This window comes from Ruegeria sp. HKCCD7303, assembly GCF_013111185.1.
Classification (GTDB): domain Bacteria; phylum Pseudomonadota; class Alphaproteobacteria; order Rhodobacterales; family Rhodobacteraceae; genus Ruegeria.
The window spans coordinates 53368-71064 of sequence record NZ_WVRE01000004.1; the positions used below are offsets into that span (position 1 = coordinate 53368).

Genomic DNA, 17697 nt, shown 5'->3' on the forward strand with positions numbered 1-17697 from the left:
AACCAAAGCCTAAACCTCAAAACTGATAATACCCTGCCGGGAGTGGGTGGCTTGTTCTTGTCTGCATCTCCGAGCGAGCGGTATCAGCAAAGGAGAATTACCCAAATGAACCAGATAATCAGCAAGACAATCGCAGTCTTTTCCAGGCCGTTTACTTTCCCTGGCTTCGACGAATTACTCCCGGCAGGCGAGTACGACATAGAAACTGAGCTTTCCGCACCACCAGATTATTCGGACCCAGAAGCCTGGAAGGCCTCGGTGTTAATCTGTCTGCATCCACGGAAATCTCACCCCGGTCTGGCGCGTACCTTGACCGTTTCTCTTACTGATTTGGAGAGAGCCCGCGCAAAGGATAAATTGTCTTCAAAGCAGTTGTCGCAGTTCTTGCTCGACCAACTTTTGGCCGATCCCATGGTGCAATTGATTATGGAAGCGGATGGCGTTTCAGAGACTCAACTTCGGCACCTCTACTCGGAGTCGCTCATCTCTGAGGCAGACGACATATCATCAGATCAACGAGCCCTACCGCGAGGATGCGGAAACGGTTCTCGGTATACTTTCGCTGTCCAAGCTGCTGAGAACGAAGGAATGCCGGTTCGTCCTATTAAAACCCCTCGGATTACAGGCCGTCCCATTGGACAGACTGAAATGGGCAGCTCCTTCAATCTCAAGGCTTAGGGCTCGGAACTTTCTTTTCCAGTCGCTGTATAAACCAAAACAGAAATCGAGGCTAAGAACTGATGGAAGACTCCGACGACGAAGCAGATACGATCATGGCTCGCGCCCACAATGACGTGCCGCAAGAACGCCCGTGTCTTCGTTGCAGAACTCCATTCTGGAGCGAAGGGTTCGGAGAGCGGATTTGTCGACGCTGCAAGGGGTTGAACGCGTGGCGAAATGGCGTATCGGAAAGCCCTGGGTTTGCTCGGCGTCGCTGATGTACTGACATGTAGTGGTTCCGATGTGATCTGACAGTTGGCCGTTTTTCCTGTGGTGTATGCCAGATTAAGTTTGGTTCCGGATCTTTTCCTTCCTGATCTCTTTGCTCTCGATCATGGTCTGGAAGGGTATTCTTCTGCAACACATTTTGCAATGATGAGTGTGCTCTTGGTTGTAGTGGTGCAGCCATTCTCCCAGATCGGCTTGCAGCGAAATCTGCGCCGCGAGCGCACGCAAAACAATTATGCTATGTCCGAGTTGGACTCGGAGTTGCCATGCGGTCGTGCGGCGAGATGCTCGGTTTCAGGCCATTCTGAACGTCCGCTCTCACTGTCCTGGCACCATCTCATCGCACTGGCGGCGAATGGCCGGATCCCGCCCAAAACGACAAATGCTAAGCCCATTACCTAAGTCGCCTTTGGGCTCAAGGCAGTCATCTGAGTCTTTTCGTCAGATGACGGCTTAGGAACGGATAGCGGTCATTGTTGGTGGTCATTCCGAGAATTTTTGCCTGAAAGTCTGCATTGAACGACAGCGGACGTTCGCAGAAATCTGCTGAACGACCGGCATGCGGACGAAGCCGCCGTTAGCGAAAGCTAATCCAAACAACCGAAGAGCGGACAGTCCAGACTGTGAAAGAAAGTCAACTTTCGAAATCCAATTGCGAATTTCTAGCCCGGCACGCAGTGAAAGCCACTAATCGTGGTCAACGCTGCTCTCTCATCCGGCTCTCCTGAAATTGTGAAGGTTGCACGGGAAAACTGCCTTTCAAAAAACAATTGTGCTTGCTTGTAGACCTCATACCTGCGCAGTGTCGCAAGCCTCATAATTCTCTAAACCATTTTTATGGGGTGGTTCCGGTCGCATGACCTCGAGTGAAGTCGTGTGATCGGGACGTAAGGAGAGCCTCGGCATTCTTTCGCAAAAATATTGCAGCCTATTTGCCCCTACCAAATTGGCTCATTCTTTCCGGTTCGCTGTTGTTTTTGTCTTCCTTGATGCAGGTAGAGTCTCGTAGGACGTGATCCGGCGGAACTTACGTTTGGCCAACAATAAATACGATCAACGTCCAACAGGTGCGGAGATTGGCATCGGTTTTCTAAGCTGAGTCTTCTACGCAGTGTTACACATCGCGTTTAAGACGGGCTTCTTTCAACCGTTTGGTTTTTTCCTCGCGAGCCGCTTTTTCATCGCTGATTATCTCGCGCGCTACTCTGTCAGTTTGCTCGTCTTTGGAAATCCGTTTGTTCGGTAAAAAGGGTTGCTTCTTTTCTGTCATAAACGACAACTTTCGCACACGGGACATAAATGGCTTGGCAGGACAACTAGCGCAGCCGTCCCGCCTGGTCTTACTCAGGCAAGAGCGATATTCGTCGCGTTGCTGCGACCGTCGCGGCCAGCCTCGACATCGAAAGTCACTTTCTGGTCGTCCGCGAGACCGGTAAGCCCGGAGCGTTCGACGGCCGAGATGTGAACGAACACATCCTTGCCGCCGTCCTCCGGCGCAATAAATCCGAACCCTTTGGTGGTGTTGAACCATTTCACGGTGCCATTGGCCATTCCGTCGTCTCCTTTTGAATTGTGCCACCCGCGTAATGCGGTGGCCTTGGCGTCAGTCAGAGCAATCGAGACTGAAGCCTTCAATGGAGACAGCTGGTCGAGGTGCGATAACGGTCGCTATTGGTGTATGACGGCAAGAGATACGAATTACAAGCTACGTCTTCATCTTCCCTTCGGCTGTTCAAATGGGCATGGTGCCTGCAACTGGTCATTCCAAGCTTGTAGTCCCGACCAATCCAATTAGGGATAAGTCTTCTCTGACCAAGTTGGCCGGGACTGCCTCAGGAAGAAGCCCGACACCGTGCGATGAACCTCAAATTGAAAGCAAGAGAATTCAAAGGTACTAGTTAATTTTTCAGAAAAATTCATAGTGCTTGCTGCGTTGACGGTTTGGAATGGCCCACGATCACGTACTTCTTCGCTCGGGACGTCTGAACAGCGCTCATCTTTGGGGACAATGTTGCTTGCCCTGCCGATGCGTACGTCTGAGGCAACACCATAAACGTCTCCTTCGGGCTCGACTCGGTCATCTGACTATTTTTATCAGATGACGGCTTTTCTGCGTTAAGCGGTCATTCTTCCACTGGACTTGTGAGCCAAACAGAGCGGTACTGTCCATGTTGCGACGTACCCAATGTTGCGCCGCGCCTTTTCCGCCCGGGTCTCCGGGCTCTCCTCGGTAGTAGGGTCACTTTCAGCCTGCGTGAACCAAAAGGAGAAGGCCAAATGACACGATCGCCGAAACCCAAAACCAAGAAAGCGCTGCTCATTCAGATGCTCAGCCGCAAGGCCGGGGCAGATGTTGCCACGATCAGCGAAAAACTCGACTGGCAGATGCACACGACGCGGGCGGCGCTGACTGGGCTGCGCAAGGCGGGCTACGAGGTTTTGGGCGCGAAGCCAGATGAGGGCAAGCCCAAGCGCTATCGGATCTTGGCGATGCCCGCCCAAACTGGTGTGACTTCAACAGCCGAAAAGTCTGATGCCCGGTAAGCCGGATCCGGGTCGACCGCTGGCGATTGCCGCGTGGGAGGAGGCTTTTCGGTCTCCTCCACCGCCGTATTTGTCGGTGGCGTTCCTGCGCAAGGCAGTAGCTTATGACGCGCAGTGCCGCTCTTCGGGCGGTCTGCCGGCGGCGACACGGCGCAAGCTGCGACAAATCGCAGAAGGCAAGCCGATTGCCGTCACCACATGCGGCGACCTTCGATCCGGCGCGCACCTCGTGCGGGAATGGAACGGCCGAACCTACCAGGTCGAGGTGACCGAAGGCGGCTATCGAATGGATGGCAAGGACTGGCCGTCGCTCTCCGCGATTGCAAAGCATATCACCGGCACGACATGGTCAGGCCCACGGTTCTTTGGCCTTACCAGCAGGTCAGGAAGCAGCAGATGAAGAAGATCCGCTGCGCCATCTACACCCGCAAAAGCTCGGAAGACGGGTTGGAGCAGGAGTTCAACTCGCTCCATGCCCAGCGGGAGGCCTGTGCCTCCTATGTGGCCAGCCAGAAACATGAAGGCTGGGTGCTGGTACCGGACCAATATGATGATGGTGGGTTGTCTGGTGGATCACTGGACCGCCCTGCTTTGCAGCAGCTTTTAGCGGATATAGGCGATGAAAAAATCGACCAGATCGTCGTTTACAAGATCGATCGTCTGACACGGTCGCTGGCGGACTTCGCGAAGATCGTCGATATCCTGGATGCCACCGGTGCCTCCTTCGTCTCGGTCACGCAGTCGTTCAATACCGCGACCAGCATGGGACGTCTGACACTGAACATGCTGCTCAGCTTCGCCCAGTTCGAGCGCGAAGTGACGGCGGAGAGGATCCGGGACAAGATTGCTGCCTCAAAGCGTCGGGGGCTCTGGATGGGCGGGCAGGTGCCGATGGGGTATGATCCGGATGGCCGGACGCTGAAGATTAATGAACCTGAGGCCGAGACGATCCGGACGCTCTACGCGCTTTACGAACAACACGGGACGATCCGGCAGGTGAAGGAAAAGGCCGACGCTTTGTTACTGCGCACCCGGCGCAGATCACTGTCATCGGGCGAGACGCGCGGCGGCGGCGCTTTCGACCGCGGGCATATCCATCACGTTTTGACAAACCCGGTCTATGCCGGGCGCATCCGGCACAAAGATCAAGTGCATGACGGCCAGCACGACCCGATCATCGATCCCGACCGATGGGATGCGGTTCAGCTCAGGCTGCAAGGGATGGCCTCCCGGATACGCTTGAAAAAGACGCCGCGCCACGAGTCGCTACTTTGCGGGAAAATCTTTGATGAAACCGGAGACCGGCTGACGCCATCGCATTCTAAAACGAAGAAGGGCACCCGTTTGCGCTACTACGTCTCGCACCGGCTGATCGCGCGCAGCGGCGAGGAGAACCTCGATGGCTGGCGCTTGCCGGCGGACCAGCTTGAGGCACAGATCGGCACTCTTGCGCGCAGCCATCTTGCTAACCCTACATTTGCAGGGTGTCTCTGCCTACAGTCCGACGCCAGTGAGATCGCCTGCGTTCGAAGCAAACTGACGGAGCTGATCTCAGAGCCGGAGCGCAAAGACATCTTGCCGCTTGTAGAACGCATCGAGATTGCGCCGGGAAAGATTATGCTCAGGCTAGATATCAAAGGCGTAGCGGCGATGCTGGATACCAACGCTGATGCATTGGACGCAAACGCCCTGCGGATCGAAGCGCCGTTCCAGGTGCGAAAGCGGGGTGTCGAAACCAAGATCATTCTCGCTGATACGACCGCCGCAAGAGACGAGACGTTGATCCGAAACATCGCGCTTGCGCATCACTGGCTGGAGCGGATCAAGGCGGGCGAAACCTTCGGCGACATTGCAGAAGCCAGCAATATCTCCAAACGCCGCGTTCAGCACATGATCGATCTCGCCTTCCTCGCGCCGGATCTCGTGCGAAATGTACTGGAAGGCGAACAGCCCCTCGGCTTTACGTCCGACTGGTGCAAATCGCGAACCCTGCCATCAGACTGGCAGGACCAGCGCGCGCTTCTCGCGACTCTCTGATCCACCACATCCACACCTGCTACCGCGAAAATGCCGAACGCAGACTTTCGGAGATTTGCGGCGCTGCTCTGGCACGGTCCACGGTCTGCGCAATTGCGCCACGCCGCTAACCCGCGGATAACACGTGACTAATCAGAGCACACCTTGCGCGGTCTCGATATGGAGGAGTGGGTGGCTGGGGTGGTAGGATTCGAACCTACGATACACGGTACCAAAAACCGCTGCCTTACCACTTGGCTACACCCCAACGGTGAGCGGCTATCTACGATTGTTGTTGGCGGTGTTCAAGAGCTATTTGGCAAAAAAATGTGAGCGCCAGAAAATAATTTCGAGCACTCATTTGGTGCTGATCAAGACGGCCCCTACGCGATTTCCACCCTGAACCACGTCATGAGCAGCAGCGCAGTCCTCCAGTGCAAAGACGTTCTGGACCGGGCAGGTCAGCGCTCCTTCGACCAACGCACGATGAAGGGTTTCAACAGCGGCAGCGCGCAAGTTAGCAGGCAGCAGATAGATCAGGATCGTCTCAAGCGTTGCAGCTTTGAACATCATCGCTCCAAACGGAAAAACCGGTGCCATGTTTTGGGCAGACCCATACGCATTTATCCGGCCGTTCTCGGCGACCACAGTGGCGTTTGTTTCGATGTTTGATCCTAATTCGACATCTACGATACGATGGATCGCTTGTCCGCCGTTTGCGTCCAGAATCAGTTCCGTAAGATCTGGGCTGGCATAATCGAGTACGACATCCGCGCCTGCTGCGTGTACTCTGTCAAAGTTGCGTGGGCTTGCCGTTGTGATAACGCGCGCGCCTGCCCATTTTGCCAGTTGAACGGCAAGATACCCAACCGTGCCAGCCCCGCCATGAATCAGGATTGTTTGGTTTTTGGATAGCCCACCCGAAAATACGGCGTGGCAGGCGGTCAGTCCGGGGATGCCCAGAATCGCTCCGGTCTCAAGCGACACCGCGTCCGGCAGATCAACAGCCTGGTCGCTGGGTAACGTGATGTGACTTGCAGCTGTTCCAAATGCGCGCTTCCATTGTCCATTCCAGACCCACACGCGCTGACCTATCCGGGATGTGGGTACGCCATCGCCGACGGCAGTGATCACACCGGATCCGTCACTGTGCGGGATGATCAGCGGAAAAGGAGGTTCCGTCACGCCTGGCCGGGTCCCAGACCGGGCCTTGATGTCCGAAGGGTTGACGCCCGAAAACGCCAACTCAACGGTGACCTCACCCGGTCCGGGAGGTATCGGAGGAAGGTCTTTCAGCTTCAGAACTTCGGCTGCGTCTCCGAAAGCGGAATAGGTCACTGCGCGCATAGGGTCCTCCGTTTGCCCTAGTTACATCGCAAACGAGTGGGGAATTCAAACCGCTTGTGCTTCGTGACCTGTGCAACAAGCGGCAGGTGCTTTATTCGCGGATTTCGGCTGGATCGACGCCCCAGAGATTCGATTTCAGCGTCCAGCCCCGATAGCCACCGGCCGTGATCCGGCACCAATCCAGCGAGCACGTGCCAAGGCGGGCCACGACGCCAGTCTCGAAATGTGCGTTCACAGGCGAATCCGGATCGGGGCGCACATATACAGGCAGCATGTCGGATTCGATCAGCACCGTGCGCACACCAGACAACAAAGCATAGTGAACCCACCCACCGGCGCCGTCGCGGTCCTGAACTTTGCGCCAGTTGCCGTATTCAGCCGTGACTTGCAGCGGCATCCCGCGCCGCTTGAATACCCAATCGATTCGATGGCTCAGCGACGGCCCGCGCCGAACGTTCCCTTCAGCGGCTTTCATTGAAACATAGCGGGGCAGGGGAAGGTTGGTAACCGATCCGCGCTTGTCCTCGGCATGCGCAGCCCAAGAGCTGAACATGACCAGAAATACGGATATCGCCGCCAGACATTGGCGTTTTACCGGTCGAATACCACTCACTGACTGCCTGCTCTTATGCCTGTTGATCCGGTTTTGAAAAAAGGTCGACTCAATGCCACTGGGGTTCTTGTGCCCCGCCTTATCCTGCGCCACGATGACATGGCGCGCGTCTGTTTGCAAAGCAGTGGGAGGGCCGAGGTGCCAAGAGAACGTCTGAGTGTTGTCGTTACGCGACGGTTGCCCGAAGCAGTTGAAACCCGGTTGAGCGAGTTGTTCGATGTGCGCCTGCGCGATGACGACACGCCCATGACAAGAGATGAGCTTGTGGCCGCGGTACAGGAAGCCGATGTGCTTGTGCCTACGGTGACCGACACGATCGACGGCGGCCTGCTGGGGCAGGCAGGTGAAAACCTTAAGCTGATCGCCAATTATGGGGCGGGCGTCGATAATATTGATGTGTCCACAGCCCGGCAGCGCGGCATTCTGGTTTCGAACACGCCGGGTGTGCTGACTGATGACACCGCCGACATGACAATGGCCCTGATCCTGGCCGTCACGCGCCGCATTCCCGAAGGGTTGAGCGTGATGCAGCAGGGTGATTGGACCGGCTGGGCTCCAACCGCCTTTCTTGGCGGGCGCATCGGGGGGCGGCGTTTGGGAATTCTGGGTATGGGTCGAATTGGACAGGCCGTTGCGCGGCGAGCAAGTGCGTTTGGAATGCAAGTGCATTATCATAACCGCCGCCGGCTGCGGCCCGAAATCGAGCAGGAGTTAGAGGCGACCTATTGGGAAAGCCTTGACCAGATGGTGGCGCGAATGGATGTGATCTCGGTCAACTGCCCATCGACCCCATCGACCTTCCACCTGATGAATGCACGCCGACTGAAGCTGATGAAGCCGTCAGCCGTAATCGTAAACACGTCACGTGGTGAAGTTGTCGACGAAAACGCCCTGACGCGGATGATCCGTGCGGGCGAAATCGCAGGGGCAGGGCTGGACGTCTACGAACAGGGTACTGATGTGAACCCGCGGCTGCGTCAGCTGCCCAATGTTGTGCTCTTGCCGCACATGGGATCGGCCACGCTGGAAGGGCGGATCGAAATGGGTGAGAAAGTTATCATCAACATCAAGACCTTCGAAGATGGCCACCGTCCGCCAGATCAGGTTGTGCCCTCAATGCTGTGAGCCGCCGGAAAGGAGCCTGAATGAACCTGTTTGAAGGGGGATGTCGCTGCGGACGTTTGCGCATTTCTGCTTCGGGCCGTCCCCTTCGGGTTGGGATTTGCCATTGCGTGGACTGTCGTAAGCATCATGGGGCTTTGTTTTATGCCGCAGCAATATTCCCTAGCGGTGCGGTCAAGATTTCCGGCCCCTCACAGGGCTATGCAGATCGGTTCTTTTGCCCAACTTGCGGCTCTCCGGTGTTTGCGCGCAGCGGTTCCGAGGTTGAGGTGCATTTGGGATGCCTCGATGAGCCTAACCAATTGACGCCGACCTATGAATGTTGGGTGTCGCGGCGCGAATGCTGGTTGCCCGAATTCATGGGAATGGATCGGTTTGAGAAGGATCGGGATGAGGCTGAAGCATAGCTACTTTCGCGAATCTCTGCCGCAACCCTGCGCTTGTGCGGCCAACTCTTGCAGTTCGGTTGCATTGCTTACTAGGCTGAAAATAAATAAAGTATTGGAGGATTTGACCAAATGAGATGTTTTTCCGCTTTATTGCTTTCGGCATTTGTTTTTTCAGCGCCAGGCTTTGCTCAGGAAGCAGCTGATGCCGTTGCGCCCGAAACCGCCACACAAGGGCAGGTGAAGGCTCTGACCGAAGAGGTCATCGCTGCGCTTGAAGCCAAGTTGGACGGCGTCCCGGTTACATCTGAGAACTGGATGGTGGCCGCCGCCAATCCACTGGCCGTTGAAGCCGGGGCCAAAGTACTGCGCGCAGGCGGGTCCGCTGCTGATGCAATGGTGGCCGTGCAGGTTGTGTTGGGTCTGGTTGAGCCGCAATCCTCTGGCCTGGGCGGCGGCGCGTTCTTGGTTTGGTACGACGCAGCTACTGGTCGGATGACAACGCTGGACGGGCGCGAGACCGCACCGCAGGCAGCCAAACCAAGGCTGTTTCAGGATGAACAGGGCGAACCGCTGAAATTCTTTGATGCGGTCGTCGGAGGATTGTCCGTAGGAACGCCGGGCACGCCAGCCCTGCTTGAAGAGGCGCATCGCCGCTGGGGCCGCTCGTCCTGGCCCGGCTTGTTCGCCGATGGCATTCGGTTGGCAGATGAAGGTTTCCTGGTCTCGCCACGCTTGGCCAGCCTTGTTGAAAACGACGCTGAGCGTTTGTCGCGCTTTCCCGAAACGGCCGCTTACTTTCTGCCGGGCGGAGAGCTTTTGCAGCAAGGGCAACGGCTGACCAATCCGGCCTATGCTAATACCTTGCGTGTATTGGCCAGCGACGGGGCCGCAGGGTTTTATGGTGGTGAGATTGCTGCGGATATTGTCCGCACAGTGCGCAACGCTCCGGGCAATCCCGGTGTTCTGTCCGGCATTGATCTGGCGCTGTATCAGGTGATCGAACGCGAACCGGTTTGTGCTGAATACCGAGCTTACGAGGTCTGCGGAATGGGCCCGCCATCTTCCGGTGCGCTGACCGTGGGACAGATTTTGGGGATGCTGAACAACTATGATCTGGCAGCGATGGGTGCTGAAAGCGCGGAAGCCTGGCGGCTGATCGGAGACGCCTCGCGCCTCGCTTTTGCGGATCGGGGTCGTTACATGGCCGATAGTGATTTTGTTCCCATGCCGACAAAGGGGTTGGTTGATCCGGATTATCTTGCGCAGCGTGCGGCTTTGTTGAACACCGAAGCTGCGTTGGCCGAAATCGCGCCGGGCCAACCCGAATTCGACCATGCGCTGAACTGGGCGGATGATGTCTCGCTCGAGTTTCCCTCGACCTCGCATATCTCGATCGTGGACAGCTATGGCAACGTTCTGTCGATGACGACGACCATCGAAAACGGCTTTGGCTCAAGGTTGATGACGAATGGGTTCCTTTTGAACAACGAGCTGACGGATTTCTCGTTCAAAACCCATAGCGACGGTGTGCCGATTGCCAACCGGCTGGAACCCGGAAAACGCCCGCGTTCGTCCATGAGCCCGACCATCGTGATGCAGGACGGTGCGCCGGTTCTAGCGATTGGATCGCCAGGCGGCAGCCGCATCATCGGTTATGTCGCGAAATCGATTATCGCCTGGGCCGATTGGGATATGGACGTACAGCAAGCGCTTTCCTTGCCACACCTAGTCAATCGCTTCGGAACCTATGACGTCGAGGCAGGCACCGCAGCAGAAGGGTTCACGGACGCGCTGGTGCTGCAAGGTTTTGAGGTCAGTCCGCGCGATCTGACATCGGGTTTGCACGCTATTGAAATCGGTGAAGGGCTAAGCGGCGGGGCGGACCCGCGCCGCGAAGGTATTGCGCTGGGCGAATAAGCCCCGGGTATGTATGAGGATTGCCACCGTTTGCGAGCCTTTCAGTCATGTCCTGAAAGGCAAGCCATGCGTTGGGGCAGAGAGGATGACGATGGTACAAGCAAAAGTCTTGCCAAGAAATGAAACAGGCATCGAAAGGGCGATCAGCATTCTCAAACAACGTTTCGGTGACAGGCTGCAAACAAGCACCGCAATCCGCGAACAGCATGGTCACACCACGACATGGATCGAAAACCAAAGTCCGGATGCCGTGGTTTTCCCGCAGAACACGCAAGAGGTTTCAGACATCGTTAAAGCCTGTGCCGCGCATCGGGTGCCTGTGATCCCTTTTGGCACGGGCACGTCGCTGGAAGGGCACGTGAATGCGCCCGCAGGGGGCATTTCGGTCGATCTGATGCAAATGGACAGCGTGCTTGCTGTTCATGCCGAAGATCTGGACTGCGTCGTACAACCAGGCGTGACGCGCGAGGCGCTGAACACGCATCTACGGGATCAGGGTCTGTTCTTTCCGATAGACCCCGGGGCCAATGCCTCGCTGGGTGGGATGGCCGCTACCCGCGCCTCGGGCACCAATGCGGTGCGGTATGGAACAATGAAGGACAATGTTCTGAGCCTTGAGGCGGTCATGCCGGACGGTCAAATCATCCGTACCGGGCACCGGGCCAAGAAGTCGTCAGCGGGGTATGACCTGGCCCGCCTTTTGATCGGAGCTGAAGGCACGCTTGGGATCATCACTGAACTGACCTTGCGGCTGCAAGGCATCCCCGAAGCCATCAGTTCGGCCCGATGCTCGTTTCCAACGGTGGACGCGGCCTGCCGTGCTGTGATGATGACCATTCAGTATGGCATTCCGGTCGCTCGGATCGAACTTTTGGATGAGCTTTCGGTTCAGGCTGCCAATGCCTATTCGGGGCTCAGCCTTCCCGCTACGCCGCTCTTGTTGCTGGAGTTTCATGGCTCGGAAAGCGGCGCGGTTGAACAGGCTGAAACGTTTGGCCAGATCGCAGAAGAATTCGGGGGTACAGACTTTGCCGCCACATCGACCACCGAAGAGAGGAACAAGCTGTGGCAGGCGCGGCATGATATGTATTGGGCGTGTCTACAACTGCGTCCCGGTGCGCAGGGAATCTCTACGGATGTTTGTGTGCCGATCTCACGTCTGGCCGAATGTGTGACCCAGACCCAAAGAAAGGCAGCCGAACTTGGCTTGCTTGCTCCGGTTGTGGGCCATGTGGGGGACGGGAATTTCCACACGCTGTTGCTGATCGATATGGAAAATACAGAAGAGGTCGCTAAGGCCGACGCCTTTGTTGGCTGGTTGAATGATCTGGCCATTTCAATGGAAGGCACCTGCACTGGTGAACACGGCATTGGGCAGGGCAAGCAGCCTTATCTGATAAAAGAACTAGGGGGTGCAACGCGGTATATGGCAGCGATCAAGGCCGCGTTGGATCCTGACAACATAATGAACCCCGGCAAGATACTGTCTGGTCGTCCATAATAATTTTCCTGATCTGGTCCGTTTTGTGCCGTCAAAACGTCCAGTTGTTTTGGTTTTTAAAAGCCGAACGCAAACAGGTGGTCGATATGAGTGCAAATACTTGGCAGGCTTTGTGGCAATCTGCGGATTGGCCGTCGCGGGGCTGGACTATCATCAGCAGGCCAAAGCATCGGAAAACGGTCTGAACATGAAAGGCTATCTGGATTCGGTGTCATCGCGTGTTGGTCTCGCAGACAGCGTAGATGAGGCAGAAGCCCGTGTTTCCAAACCAAAGGAACCCGCAGCGCAGAAACCCAACGAGGACCGAGGCAAACTGGTCTGCATTACAGTCGGAACCAGTAAACGCTGCAGTTCAAGCGGGTGAACATTGCGGCGGAATGACCGATCTTGGACCTGCATTCGGGTTTAGGGTCGTTTTTTTCCCATCACTGGTCGGATGAATGTCGCGCGTCGCCCCTTAACTGCGCCATATGGTGTCAGCTGAATTCAAGGGGAGACGCCCGGTTATGAAAACCCAAGTCAAAGCACTGGTCGTTGGCGGTGGCGCCATTGGAACCTCGATTGCCTATCACCTGGCCAAAGCAGGCTGGGACGATGTGATGTTGATCGAACGGGACGAGCTGACCTCGGGCTCGACATGGCACGCAGCTGGCCTGTTGCCGCTGTTTAATATGTCTTACGCGACGACCCACATCCACAAGTATTCGGTCGACTTCTACAAGACGCTCGAAGAAGAAACCGGCTTGAACGCGGGCTTTGCGGTGGTCGGCAACCTGCGCATGGCACAGACGCAGGATCGTATGGACGAATACATGCTCTATGCCTCAACGGCTGAGACGTGTGACGTCAAATACGAATGGCTGACCCCGGATCAGATCAAAGAGCGCTGGCCTTTGATTGAAACCGGCGATCTGAAAGGTGCGATCTATCACACCGAGGACGGCTATATTAACCCCGCAGACGTCACGCAGGCCATGGCCAAAGGTGCCCGCCAGCGCGGCGTGGATATCGTCCGCAAAATGCAGGCTGATGCCTTCCACTGGAACGGTACCCATTGGGAAGTCACCTGCACCAAGATGGTCGAACAGGGCGGCAACCTTGTCCCATCCGACGAGCAGGTCGTCATCACGGCCGAACACGTTGTGACTGCATCGGGCAACCATGCGCAGCGCACCGCCAAGATGCTGGGTATCAAGATGCCTGCAATCCCGGTCGAGCATACCTTCATCGTCATGGACAAAGACCCCGAGCTGGTCAAATGGCGTGAAGCCGGCAACCCCGAGCACCCCGTTGTGCGCGACGCCGACAACGAATCCTACGCGCGCGAAGAGCGCGGGGGCTGGATTCTGGGTATCTACGAGCACGGGGCACCAGCGCGCTTCGAATACGGCGTGCCGGACAGCTTCCGTGCCGATCTGTTTCCATTGGACATTGATCGTATCGCAGATCAGTATATGGCGATGGCGGAACGGGTGCCTTCCTGCGCTGACTCCGGCCTGAAAGATGATTTCAACGGCCCGATCTGCTATACCCCCGACGGCAACCCGCTGGTTGGCCCGGCTCCGGGTCTGCGCAACATGTGGCTGGCCGAGGGTTTCAGCTTCGGTATCACCGCTGCTGGTGGCACCGGTTATTATCTGGCGCAGATGATGGTCGATGGAGAAGCCGAGATCGACATGGCCTCGCTGGACCCCAAACGGTATTCGTCCAACTGGATGACAACCGAGTTTGCGGCGCGCAAGAACGAAGAGTGCTACGAACACGTCTACATCCTGCACCACCCCGATGAAGAGCGTGAAGCCTGCCGTCCGCTGCGCACCGTTCCGGCCTATGACCGCCAGAAAGCACGCGGCGCACAGTTCGGCTGGGTCAATGGCTGGGAACGTCCGAACTATTTCGGCCCCGTCGATGCACCTGACAATTTCGACAAGGAAAGCCGGTCGTTCCGCCGTGGTGGCTGGTGGCAATACGCCGTCGAAGAAGCCAAGGCGATCCGCGAAGGCGTTGGCCTGATCGACGCGTCGGCATTCACCAAACATGTCGTCAAAGGCCCCGGCGCGACCCAGTTTCTGGATTGGTTTACCTGCAACAAGCTGCCCAAGGTCGGTCGCATCAACCTGACCTACGCGCTGACTTCGCACGGCACCACCCGCACCGAATACACCATCGTCCGCAATGGTGAGAACAACTACTATATCGTCTCTGCCGGTGCTTGGACCGAATACGACGCCGACTATCTGCGCAAGGCGGCCGAGGACAAGATGGAGGAGTTCGGGTATATCGAAATCCAGGACGTGACCACTCAGTGGGGCGTTTTTGCCATCGCCGGACCCAAGTCCCGCGACGTTCTGAAAGAGGTCATCAAGGACGCCGATCCAGAAACCGCGCTGTCCAACAAGCGCTTCCCGTGGCTGTCGGCCCGTCAGATCGAACTGGGCATGTGCCCGGTCAACGCGATCCGCGTGGCCTATACAGGTGAGCTGGGGTGGGAACTGCATCACCCGATCGAGATGCAGAACTACCTGTTCGACCTGCTGGAGAAAGCGGGTGAGAAACACGGTATGAAGCTGGTCGGCGCACGTGCCCAGAACTGGCTGCGTCAGGAGAAATCCTACCGTGCCTTCGGCACCGAACTGGGCCGTGATGCGACCCCGCTGGAAGCTGACCTGCCGCGCTTTGTCGATCTGTCCAAGGACTTCTACGGCAAGGCCAAGCTGGAAGAGACCGGTATACGCGTAAAGTGCTGCACCCTGCTGATCGACGGCCCGGAAGATGCCGACCCGTGGGGCCGTGAGGTGCTGTATACCCCGGAAGGTGAGCGTGTGGGCCGTCTGACATCGGGCGGTTACTCGGTGGCGTTCGAGAAATCCATCGGCATGGGCTATGTGAAGCCCGATCTGGCCGTCGAGGGTACCAAGCTGAAGGTCAAAATGCAGGACAAACTTTGGGATGCAGTTGTCACCTGCGACAGCCCCTACGACCCGAAAAACGAAACCATCCGTAAGGACGGTTGACCGAAGAAAGGCCCCGGCACCCCGGGGCCTTTTTTTACGCAGAAAGCGCGTCGAAACACTCCAGCGCCTTTGCGGCGTACATCATGGCTGGCCCGCCACCCATTTGAATGGCCATAGCCAGTACGTCCGACACTTCGTCTCTTGTTGCGCCTGCTTTGATCAGGGCTTCTGTGTGTAGGGTGATGCAAGGCTCGCATCTCAGTGTGACCGACATTCCCAAAGCGATAAATTCCTTTGATTTGTAGTCGAGCGTTCCGCCTTCTTTGACGGCCTTCCCAAGCGCCCCAAAGGCGCGCGTTGTTTCGGGAATTGACCCGTTGAGATTGCGAAGGCTCTTGCGAGTTTCCGAGAGTTTTTCTTGCCAGTCCATTGCTGATGCCTTTTCATATTTCGCAAATGGAATATGAAGCAGGAGGCGGGGATCTGACTTTGATCTCGATCAGGTTGCTGGTCGCGATGTGATGAATGCAAGGTTGTTGGCGGGCATGTTGACTGTGTCCAAGACCTTCAGGCCGACATCCTCAAACAGCGCAATAATATCTGTGTCTTCTTTGTAGCCAATGTCCGGGTCTTGCTGGATCAGAGCTTCGTGAAATCTCTTGTCGCCTTCGCTTGTAAGCAGGCCTGATCGCTTGAATGGTCCGTATAAAACAAATCGACCAGAGGACCCGAGCGCCGTGGCGGCCTCAGTGATGAGCGTTCGCGTTTCTTGCCAGCTGATCAAGTGTATCAGGTTAACCAAAACGATCATGTTTCGTTCGGGAAAGCGGGCATGCCACCCCGAGGCGGTCGCGTCCAGTTCTTCGGCGGTCTCAACGTTTGGCAAATCGCGCGTGTAGGCGTCGATACTAGCGCGTCGTTCAGGATCGATTTCCGTAGGTTGCCACGTCAGACCCGGCAGCAGGGTTGCAAAAGCCGCGATATGCTGACCCGTCCCGCTGGCGATCTCTAACGCCTGTCCCCGTTGCGGAGCCCAATCACGGAGCAATGCACACAAAGCGTCGGAGTTTCGCGTGGCTGCGGGCGCGACCAGTTTGCCATCTTGGGCTACATTGGCGACGCTGGCAGAGGAGGGGAGGTTGCGTTTGATCATCGTTTCAACCTGTCTGGGGACAACATCGCAACATTCTTTGCATCAAGGGCAGGAGGAGCTCCTGTAACCAGATCGCAAAGCAATTGAGACGCCGCAGGTGCGGTTTGGAAACCATAGCCACCCTGACCTGCGCTCCAGATGAAGGAGGGTTCCAGTGGGTCTCTTCCAAGCACCAAAGTTCCGTCCGGTGCAAAACTGCGCAACCCAGCCCAATTTGTTTCGACCCGCGTGACGGTTTCGGTCATCAATGCCTCATACCGGGCCAGACCTTCTGCCAGTACCATATCGTCGGCATAGGCGTCCTGCGGGGGAACCGGGTCGGCTTCGGACGGGGACACAAGCAGTTTCCCGGCGTCGGGTTTGGCGTACCATGTTTCACCGACACCCAGCATCATGGGCCAGCCGGAAACATCATGCCCACCGGGGGCGGGCAATCGTGCCATCGAACGACGGCGTGGGGTAATGTCGATTGGGGGAAGGCCCGCAAGATCGGCAATCTGGTCAACCCACGCCCCGGCGGCGTTGACCACATTCCGGGCTTCAAAATTCTGACCCGCGGTGACGATCCAATGCACGTCCTTGCGGATCGCTGTGACTTTGTGCATGGTCGAAATCGTCCCGCCGTTGTTCCGAATGGTTCGGGCAAAATCCTGCAGCAAACGATCTGTATCGATATCAAAAGCGGCTTCGCTGATGGCCGCAAAGCCCACCTGGTCGGGGTTCAGGATCGGAACGCGTGCGATGGCGTCATCCACCGATATGTGCGTCATGTTCAGGTCACGGCGATCGGCGGCAAACAGGTCAGACTGATCCTGTGCGCCGATCAGCATCAGGCCGCGCGGCGTCAGATACCCACCGTTCTGCGTGTGCAGGAAGGCAGCGCCTGCCTTGTTAAGAGCCACCACCGAAGGCGGCCCATAGCTTTCTTCAAACATCGCCGCAGACCGGCCCGATGCGTGGTAGCCCAGTGCATCCTCGGCCTCGAGCACCATCACGGTTCCGTGCTGCGACAGGCGCGCACCAGCGCTGAGACCGGCGATACCACCTCCTATGATCAAGAAATCAATCATGACGTTCACGCATTCTGGAAAAAATGCGTTTGGTGCTCATTGTTTGCAAATTACCCCCTAAGCCCTTCATTCGCCTTGCGTTTTGGTTTCCAGACTATAAGCAGCCTTGAATTTACGCTTCAA

The 17697-nt window shown here is 56.8% G+C and carries 18 protein-coding genes and 1 tRNA gene; 11 read left to right on the forward strand and 8 right to left on the reverse strand.

Features of this window, described 5'->3' with window-relative positions; translation table 11 throughout:
* Window positions 1–105: 105 nt before the first annotated feature.
* Together GS630_RS12065 and GS630_RS12070 are read left to right on the forward strand one after the other, a co-directional pair.
* Window positions 106–678, forward strand: a complete 573-nt coding sequence (locus GS630_RS12065) for a hypothetical protein (RefSeq protein WP_170329083.1) — start codon at window positions 106–108, stop codon at window positions 676–678.
* 297 nt (window positions 679–975) lie between these two features.
* Window positions 976–1350, forward strand: a complete 375-nt coding sequence (locus tag GS630_RS12070; RefSeq protein ID WP_171712040.1) for a hypothetical protein — start codon at window positions 976–978, stop codon at window positions 1348–1350.
* 712 nt (window positions 1351–2062) lie between these two features.
* Here the strand turns inward: GS630_RS12070 and GS630_RS12075 are convergent.
* Both GS630_RS12075 and GS630_RS12080 read right to left on the reverse strand, forming a co-directional pair.
* Window positions 2063–2218: a hypothetical protein gene (locus tag GS630_RS12075; protein WP_170482236.1), complete on the reverse strand. Its 156-nt coding sequence runs from the start codon at window positions 2216–2218 to the stop codon at window positions 2063–2065.
* A gap of 74 nt (window positions 2219–2292) precedes the next feature.
* Window positions 2293–2499, reverse strand: coding sequence for a cold-shock protein (locus tag GS630_RS12080; RefSeq protein WP_170482233.1), 207 nt, complete (start codon window positions 2497–2499; stop codon window positions 2293–2295).
* Between the two features lie 726 nt (window positions 2500–3225).
* On the opposite strand from GS630_RS12080, the gene GS630_RS12085 reads away from it, so the two are divergent.
* From GS630_RS12085 to GS630_RS12095, 3 genes are read left to right on the forward strand one after another with little or no spacing between them, the layout of a single operon-like run.
* On the forward strand, window positions 3226–3492 hold the full coding sequence (locus tag GS630_RS12085; protein WP_170614868.1) for a DUF3489 domain-containing protein: 267 nt from the start codon (window positions 3226–3228) through the stop codon (window positions 3490–3492).
* On the forward strand, window positions 3482–3892 hold the full coding sequence (locus GS630_RS12090) for a DUF2924 domain-containing protein (protein ID WP_170614867.1): 411 nt from the start codon (window positions 3482–3484) through the stop codon (window positions 3890–3892). The genes GS630_RS12085 and GS630_RS12090 overlap by 11 nt, the downstream gene beginning before the upstream one ends.
* Window positions 3889–5529: a recombinase family protein gene (locus GS630_RS12095; protein WP_170614866.1), complete on the forward strand. Its 1641-nt coding sequence runs from the start codon at window positions 3889–3891 to the stop codon at window positions 5527–5529. The genes GS630_RS12090 and GS630_RS12095 overlap by 4 nt, the downstream gene beginning before the upstream one ends.
* A 172-nt stretch (window positions 5530–5701) precedes the next feature.
* Here the strand turns inward: GS630_RS12095 and GS630_RS12100 are convergent.
* The 3 genes from GS630_RS12100 to GS630_RS12110 form a co-directional block, all read right to left on the reverse strand.
* Window positions 5702–5776 (reverse strand) — tRNA-Gln (locus GS630_RS12100).
* Between the two features lie 89 nt (window positions 5777–5865).
* Window positions 5866–6855, reverse strand: coding sequence for an NADPH:quinone reductase (locus GS630_RS12105; protein WP_171620514.1), 990 nt, complete (start codon window positions 6853–6855; stop codon window positions 5866–5868).
* 91 nt (window positions 6856–6946) lie between these two features.
* Window positions 6947–7408: an SH3 domain-containing protein gene (locus tag GS630_RS12110; RefSeq protein ID WP_171620745.1), complete on the reverse strand. Its 462-nt coding sequence runs from the start codon at window positions 7406–7408 to the stop codon at window positions 6947–6949.
* A gap of 198 nt (window positions 7409–7606) precedes the next feature.
* Here GS630_RS12110 and GS630_RS12115 point away from each other — a divergent pair, with 198 nt between their 5' ends.
* From GS630_RS12115 to GS630_RS12140, 6 genes are all read left to right on the forward strand, one after another.
* The gene (locus tag GS630_RS12115; RefSeq protein ID WP_171176248.1) at window positions 7607–8593 is read left to right on the forward strand and encodes a D-glycerate dehydrogenase; all 987 of its coding nucleotides are present in this window, start codon (window positions 7607–7609) and stop codon (window positions 8591–8593) included.
* A 20-nt stretch (window positions 8594–8613) separates the two neighbouring features.
* Complete coding sequence (locus GS630_RS12120; RefSeq protein WP_171236950.1) at window positions 8614–8997, forward strand: GFA family protein; 384 nt, start codon at window positions 8614–8616, stop codon at window positions 8995–8997.
* Window positions 8998–9108: 111 nt separating this feature from the next.
* Window positions 9109–10896, forward strand: a complete 1788-nt coding sequence (ggt, locus tag GS630_RS12125; RefSeq protein WP_171620516.1) for a gamma-glutamyltransferase — start codon at window positions 9109–9111, stop codon at window positions 10894–10896.
* A 91-nt stretch (window positions 10897–10987) separates the two neighbouring features.
* The gene (locus GS630_RS12130; protein ID WP_171620518.1) at window positions 10988–12397 is read left to right on the forward strand and encodes an FAD-binding oxidoreductase; all 1410 of its coding nucleotides are present in this window, start codon (window positions 10988–10990) and stop codon (window positions 12395–12397) included.
* Between the two features lie 100 nt (window positions 12398–12497).
* The gene (locus tag GS630_RS12135) at window positions 12498–12761 is read left to right on the forward strand and encodes a hypothetical protein (protein ID WP_171620520.1); all 264 of its coding nucleotides are present in this window, start codon (window positions 12498–12500) and stop codon (window positions 12759–12761) included.
* Window positions 12762–12903: 142 nt separating this feature from the next.
* Complete coding sequence (locus GS630_RS12140; RefSeq protein WP_171620522.1) at window positions 12904–15411, forward strand: FAD-dependent oxidoreductase; 2508 nt, start codon at window positions 12904–12906, stop codon at window positions 15409–15411.
* 34 nt (window positions 15412–15445) lie between these two features.
* Here GS630_RS12140 and GS630_RS12145 read toward each other — a convergent pair whose 3' ends face one another.
* The 3 genes from GS630_RS12145 to GS630_RS12155 all read right to left on the reverse strand — a co-directional run bounded on the left by GS630_RS12145 (window position 15446) and on the right by GS630_RS12155 (window position 17574).
* The gene (locus tag GS630_RS12145; protein WP_171620524.1) at window positions 15446–15781 is read right to left on the reverse strand and encodes a carboxymuconolactone decarboxylase family protein; all 336 of its coding nucleotides are present in this window, start codon (window positions 15779–15781) and stop codon (window positions 15446–15448) included.
* A gap of 69 nt (window positions 15782–15850) precedes the next feature.
* Window positions 15851–16504 (reverse strand): DUF938 domain-containing protein, encoded by a 654-nt coding sequence (locus GS630_RS12150; protein ID WP_171620526.1) that lies wholly within the window; start codon window positions 16502–16504, stop codon window positions 15851–15853.
* Window positions 16501–17574: an FAD-binding oxidoreductase gene (locus GS630_RS12155; RefSeq protein WP_171620528.1), complete on the reverse strand. Its 1074-nt coding sequence runs from the start codon at window positions 17572–17574 to the stop codon at window positions 16501–16503. Before GS630_RS12155 ends, GS630_RS12150 begins: the two co-directional genes overlap by 4 nt.
* Between the last annotated feature and the right edge of the window lie 123 nt (window positions 17575–17697).

Bases quoted from the DNA above. Each gene is read 5' to 3' on its own strand.
- GS630_RS12065 (WP_170329083.1), top strand. From the start codon at position 106: ATGAACCAGATAATCAGCAAGACAATCGCAGTCTTTTCCAGGCCGTTT.
- GS630_RS12075 (WP_170482236.1), bottom strand. From the start codon at position 2,218: ATGACAGAAAAGAAGCAACCCTTTTTACCGAACAAACGGATTTCCAAA.
- GS630_RS12080 (WP_170482233.1), bottom strand. From the start codon at position 2,499: ATGGCCAATGGCACCGTGAAATGGTTCAACACCACCAAAGGGTTCGGA.
- GS630_RS12085 (WP_170614868.1), top strand. From the start codon at position 3,226: ATGACACGATCGCCGAAACCCAAAACCAAGAAAGCGCTGCTCATTCAG.
- GS630_RS12090 (WP_170614867.1), top strand. From the start codon at position 3,482: ATGCCCGGTAAGCCGGATCCGGGTCGACCGCTGGCGATTGCCGCGTGG.
- GS630_RS12095 (WP_170614866.1), top strand. From the start codon at position 3,889: ATGAAGAAGATCCGCTGCGCCATCTACACCCGCAAAAGCTCGGAAGAC.
- GS630_RS12105 (WP_171620514.1), bottom strand. From the start codon at position 6,855: ATGCGCGCAGTGACCTATTCCGCTTTCGGAGACGCAGCCGAAGTTCTG.
- GS630_RS12110 (WP_171620745.1), bottom strand. From the start codon at position 7,408: ATGTTCAGCTCTTGGGCTGCGCATGCCGAGGACAAGCGCGGATCGGTT.
- GS630_RS12120 (WP_171236950.1), top strand. From the start codon at position 8,614: ATGAACCTGTTTGAAGGGGGATGTCGCTGCGGACGTTTGCGCATTTCT.
- ggt (WP_171620516.1), top strand. From the start codon at position 9,109: ATGAGATGTTTTTCCGCTTTATTGCTTTCGGCATTTGTTTTTTCAGCG.
- GS630_RS12130 (WP_171620518.1), top strand. From the start codon at position 10,988: ATGGTACAAGCAAAAGTCTTGCCAAGAAATGAAACAGGCATCGAAAGG.
- GS630_RS12140 (WP_171620522.1), top strand. From the start codon at position 12,904: ATGAAAACCCAAGTCAAAGCACTGGTCGTTGGCGGTGGCGCCATTGGA.
- GS630_RS12145 (WP_171620524.1), bottom strand. From the start codon at position 15,781: ATGGACTGGCAAGAAAAACTCTCGGAAACTCGCAAGAGCCTTCGCAAT.
- GS630_RS12150 (WP_171620526.1), bottom strand. From the start codon at position 16,504: ATGATCAAACGCAACCTCCCCTCCTCTGCCAGCGTCGCCAATGTAGCC.
- GS630_RS12155 (WP_171620528.1), bottom strand. From the start codon at position 17,574: ATGATTGATTTCTTGATCATAGGAGGTGGTATCGCCGGTCTCAGCGCT.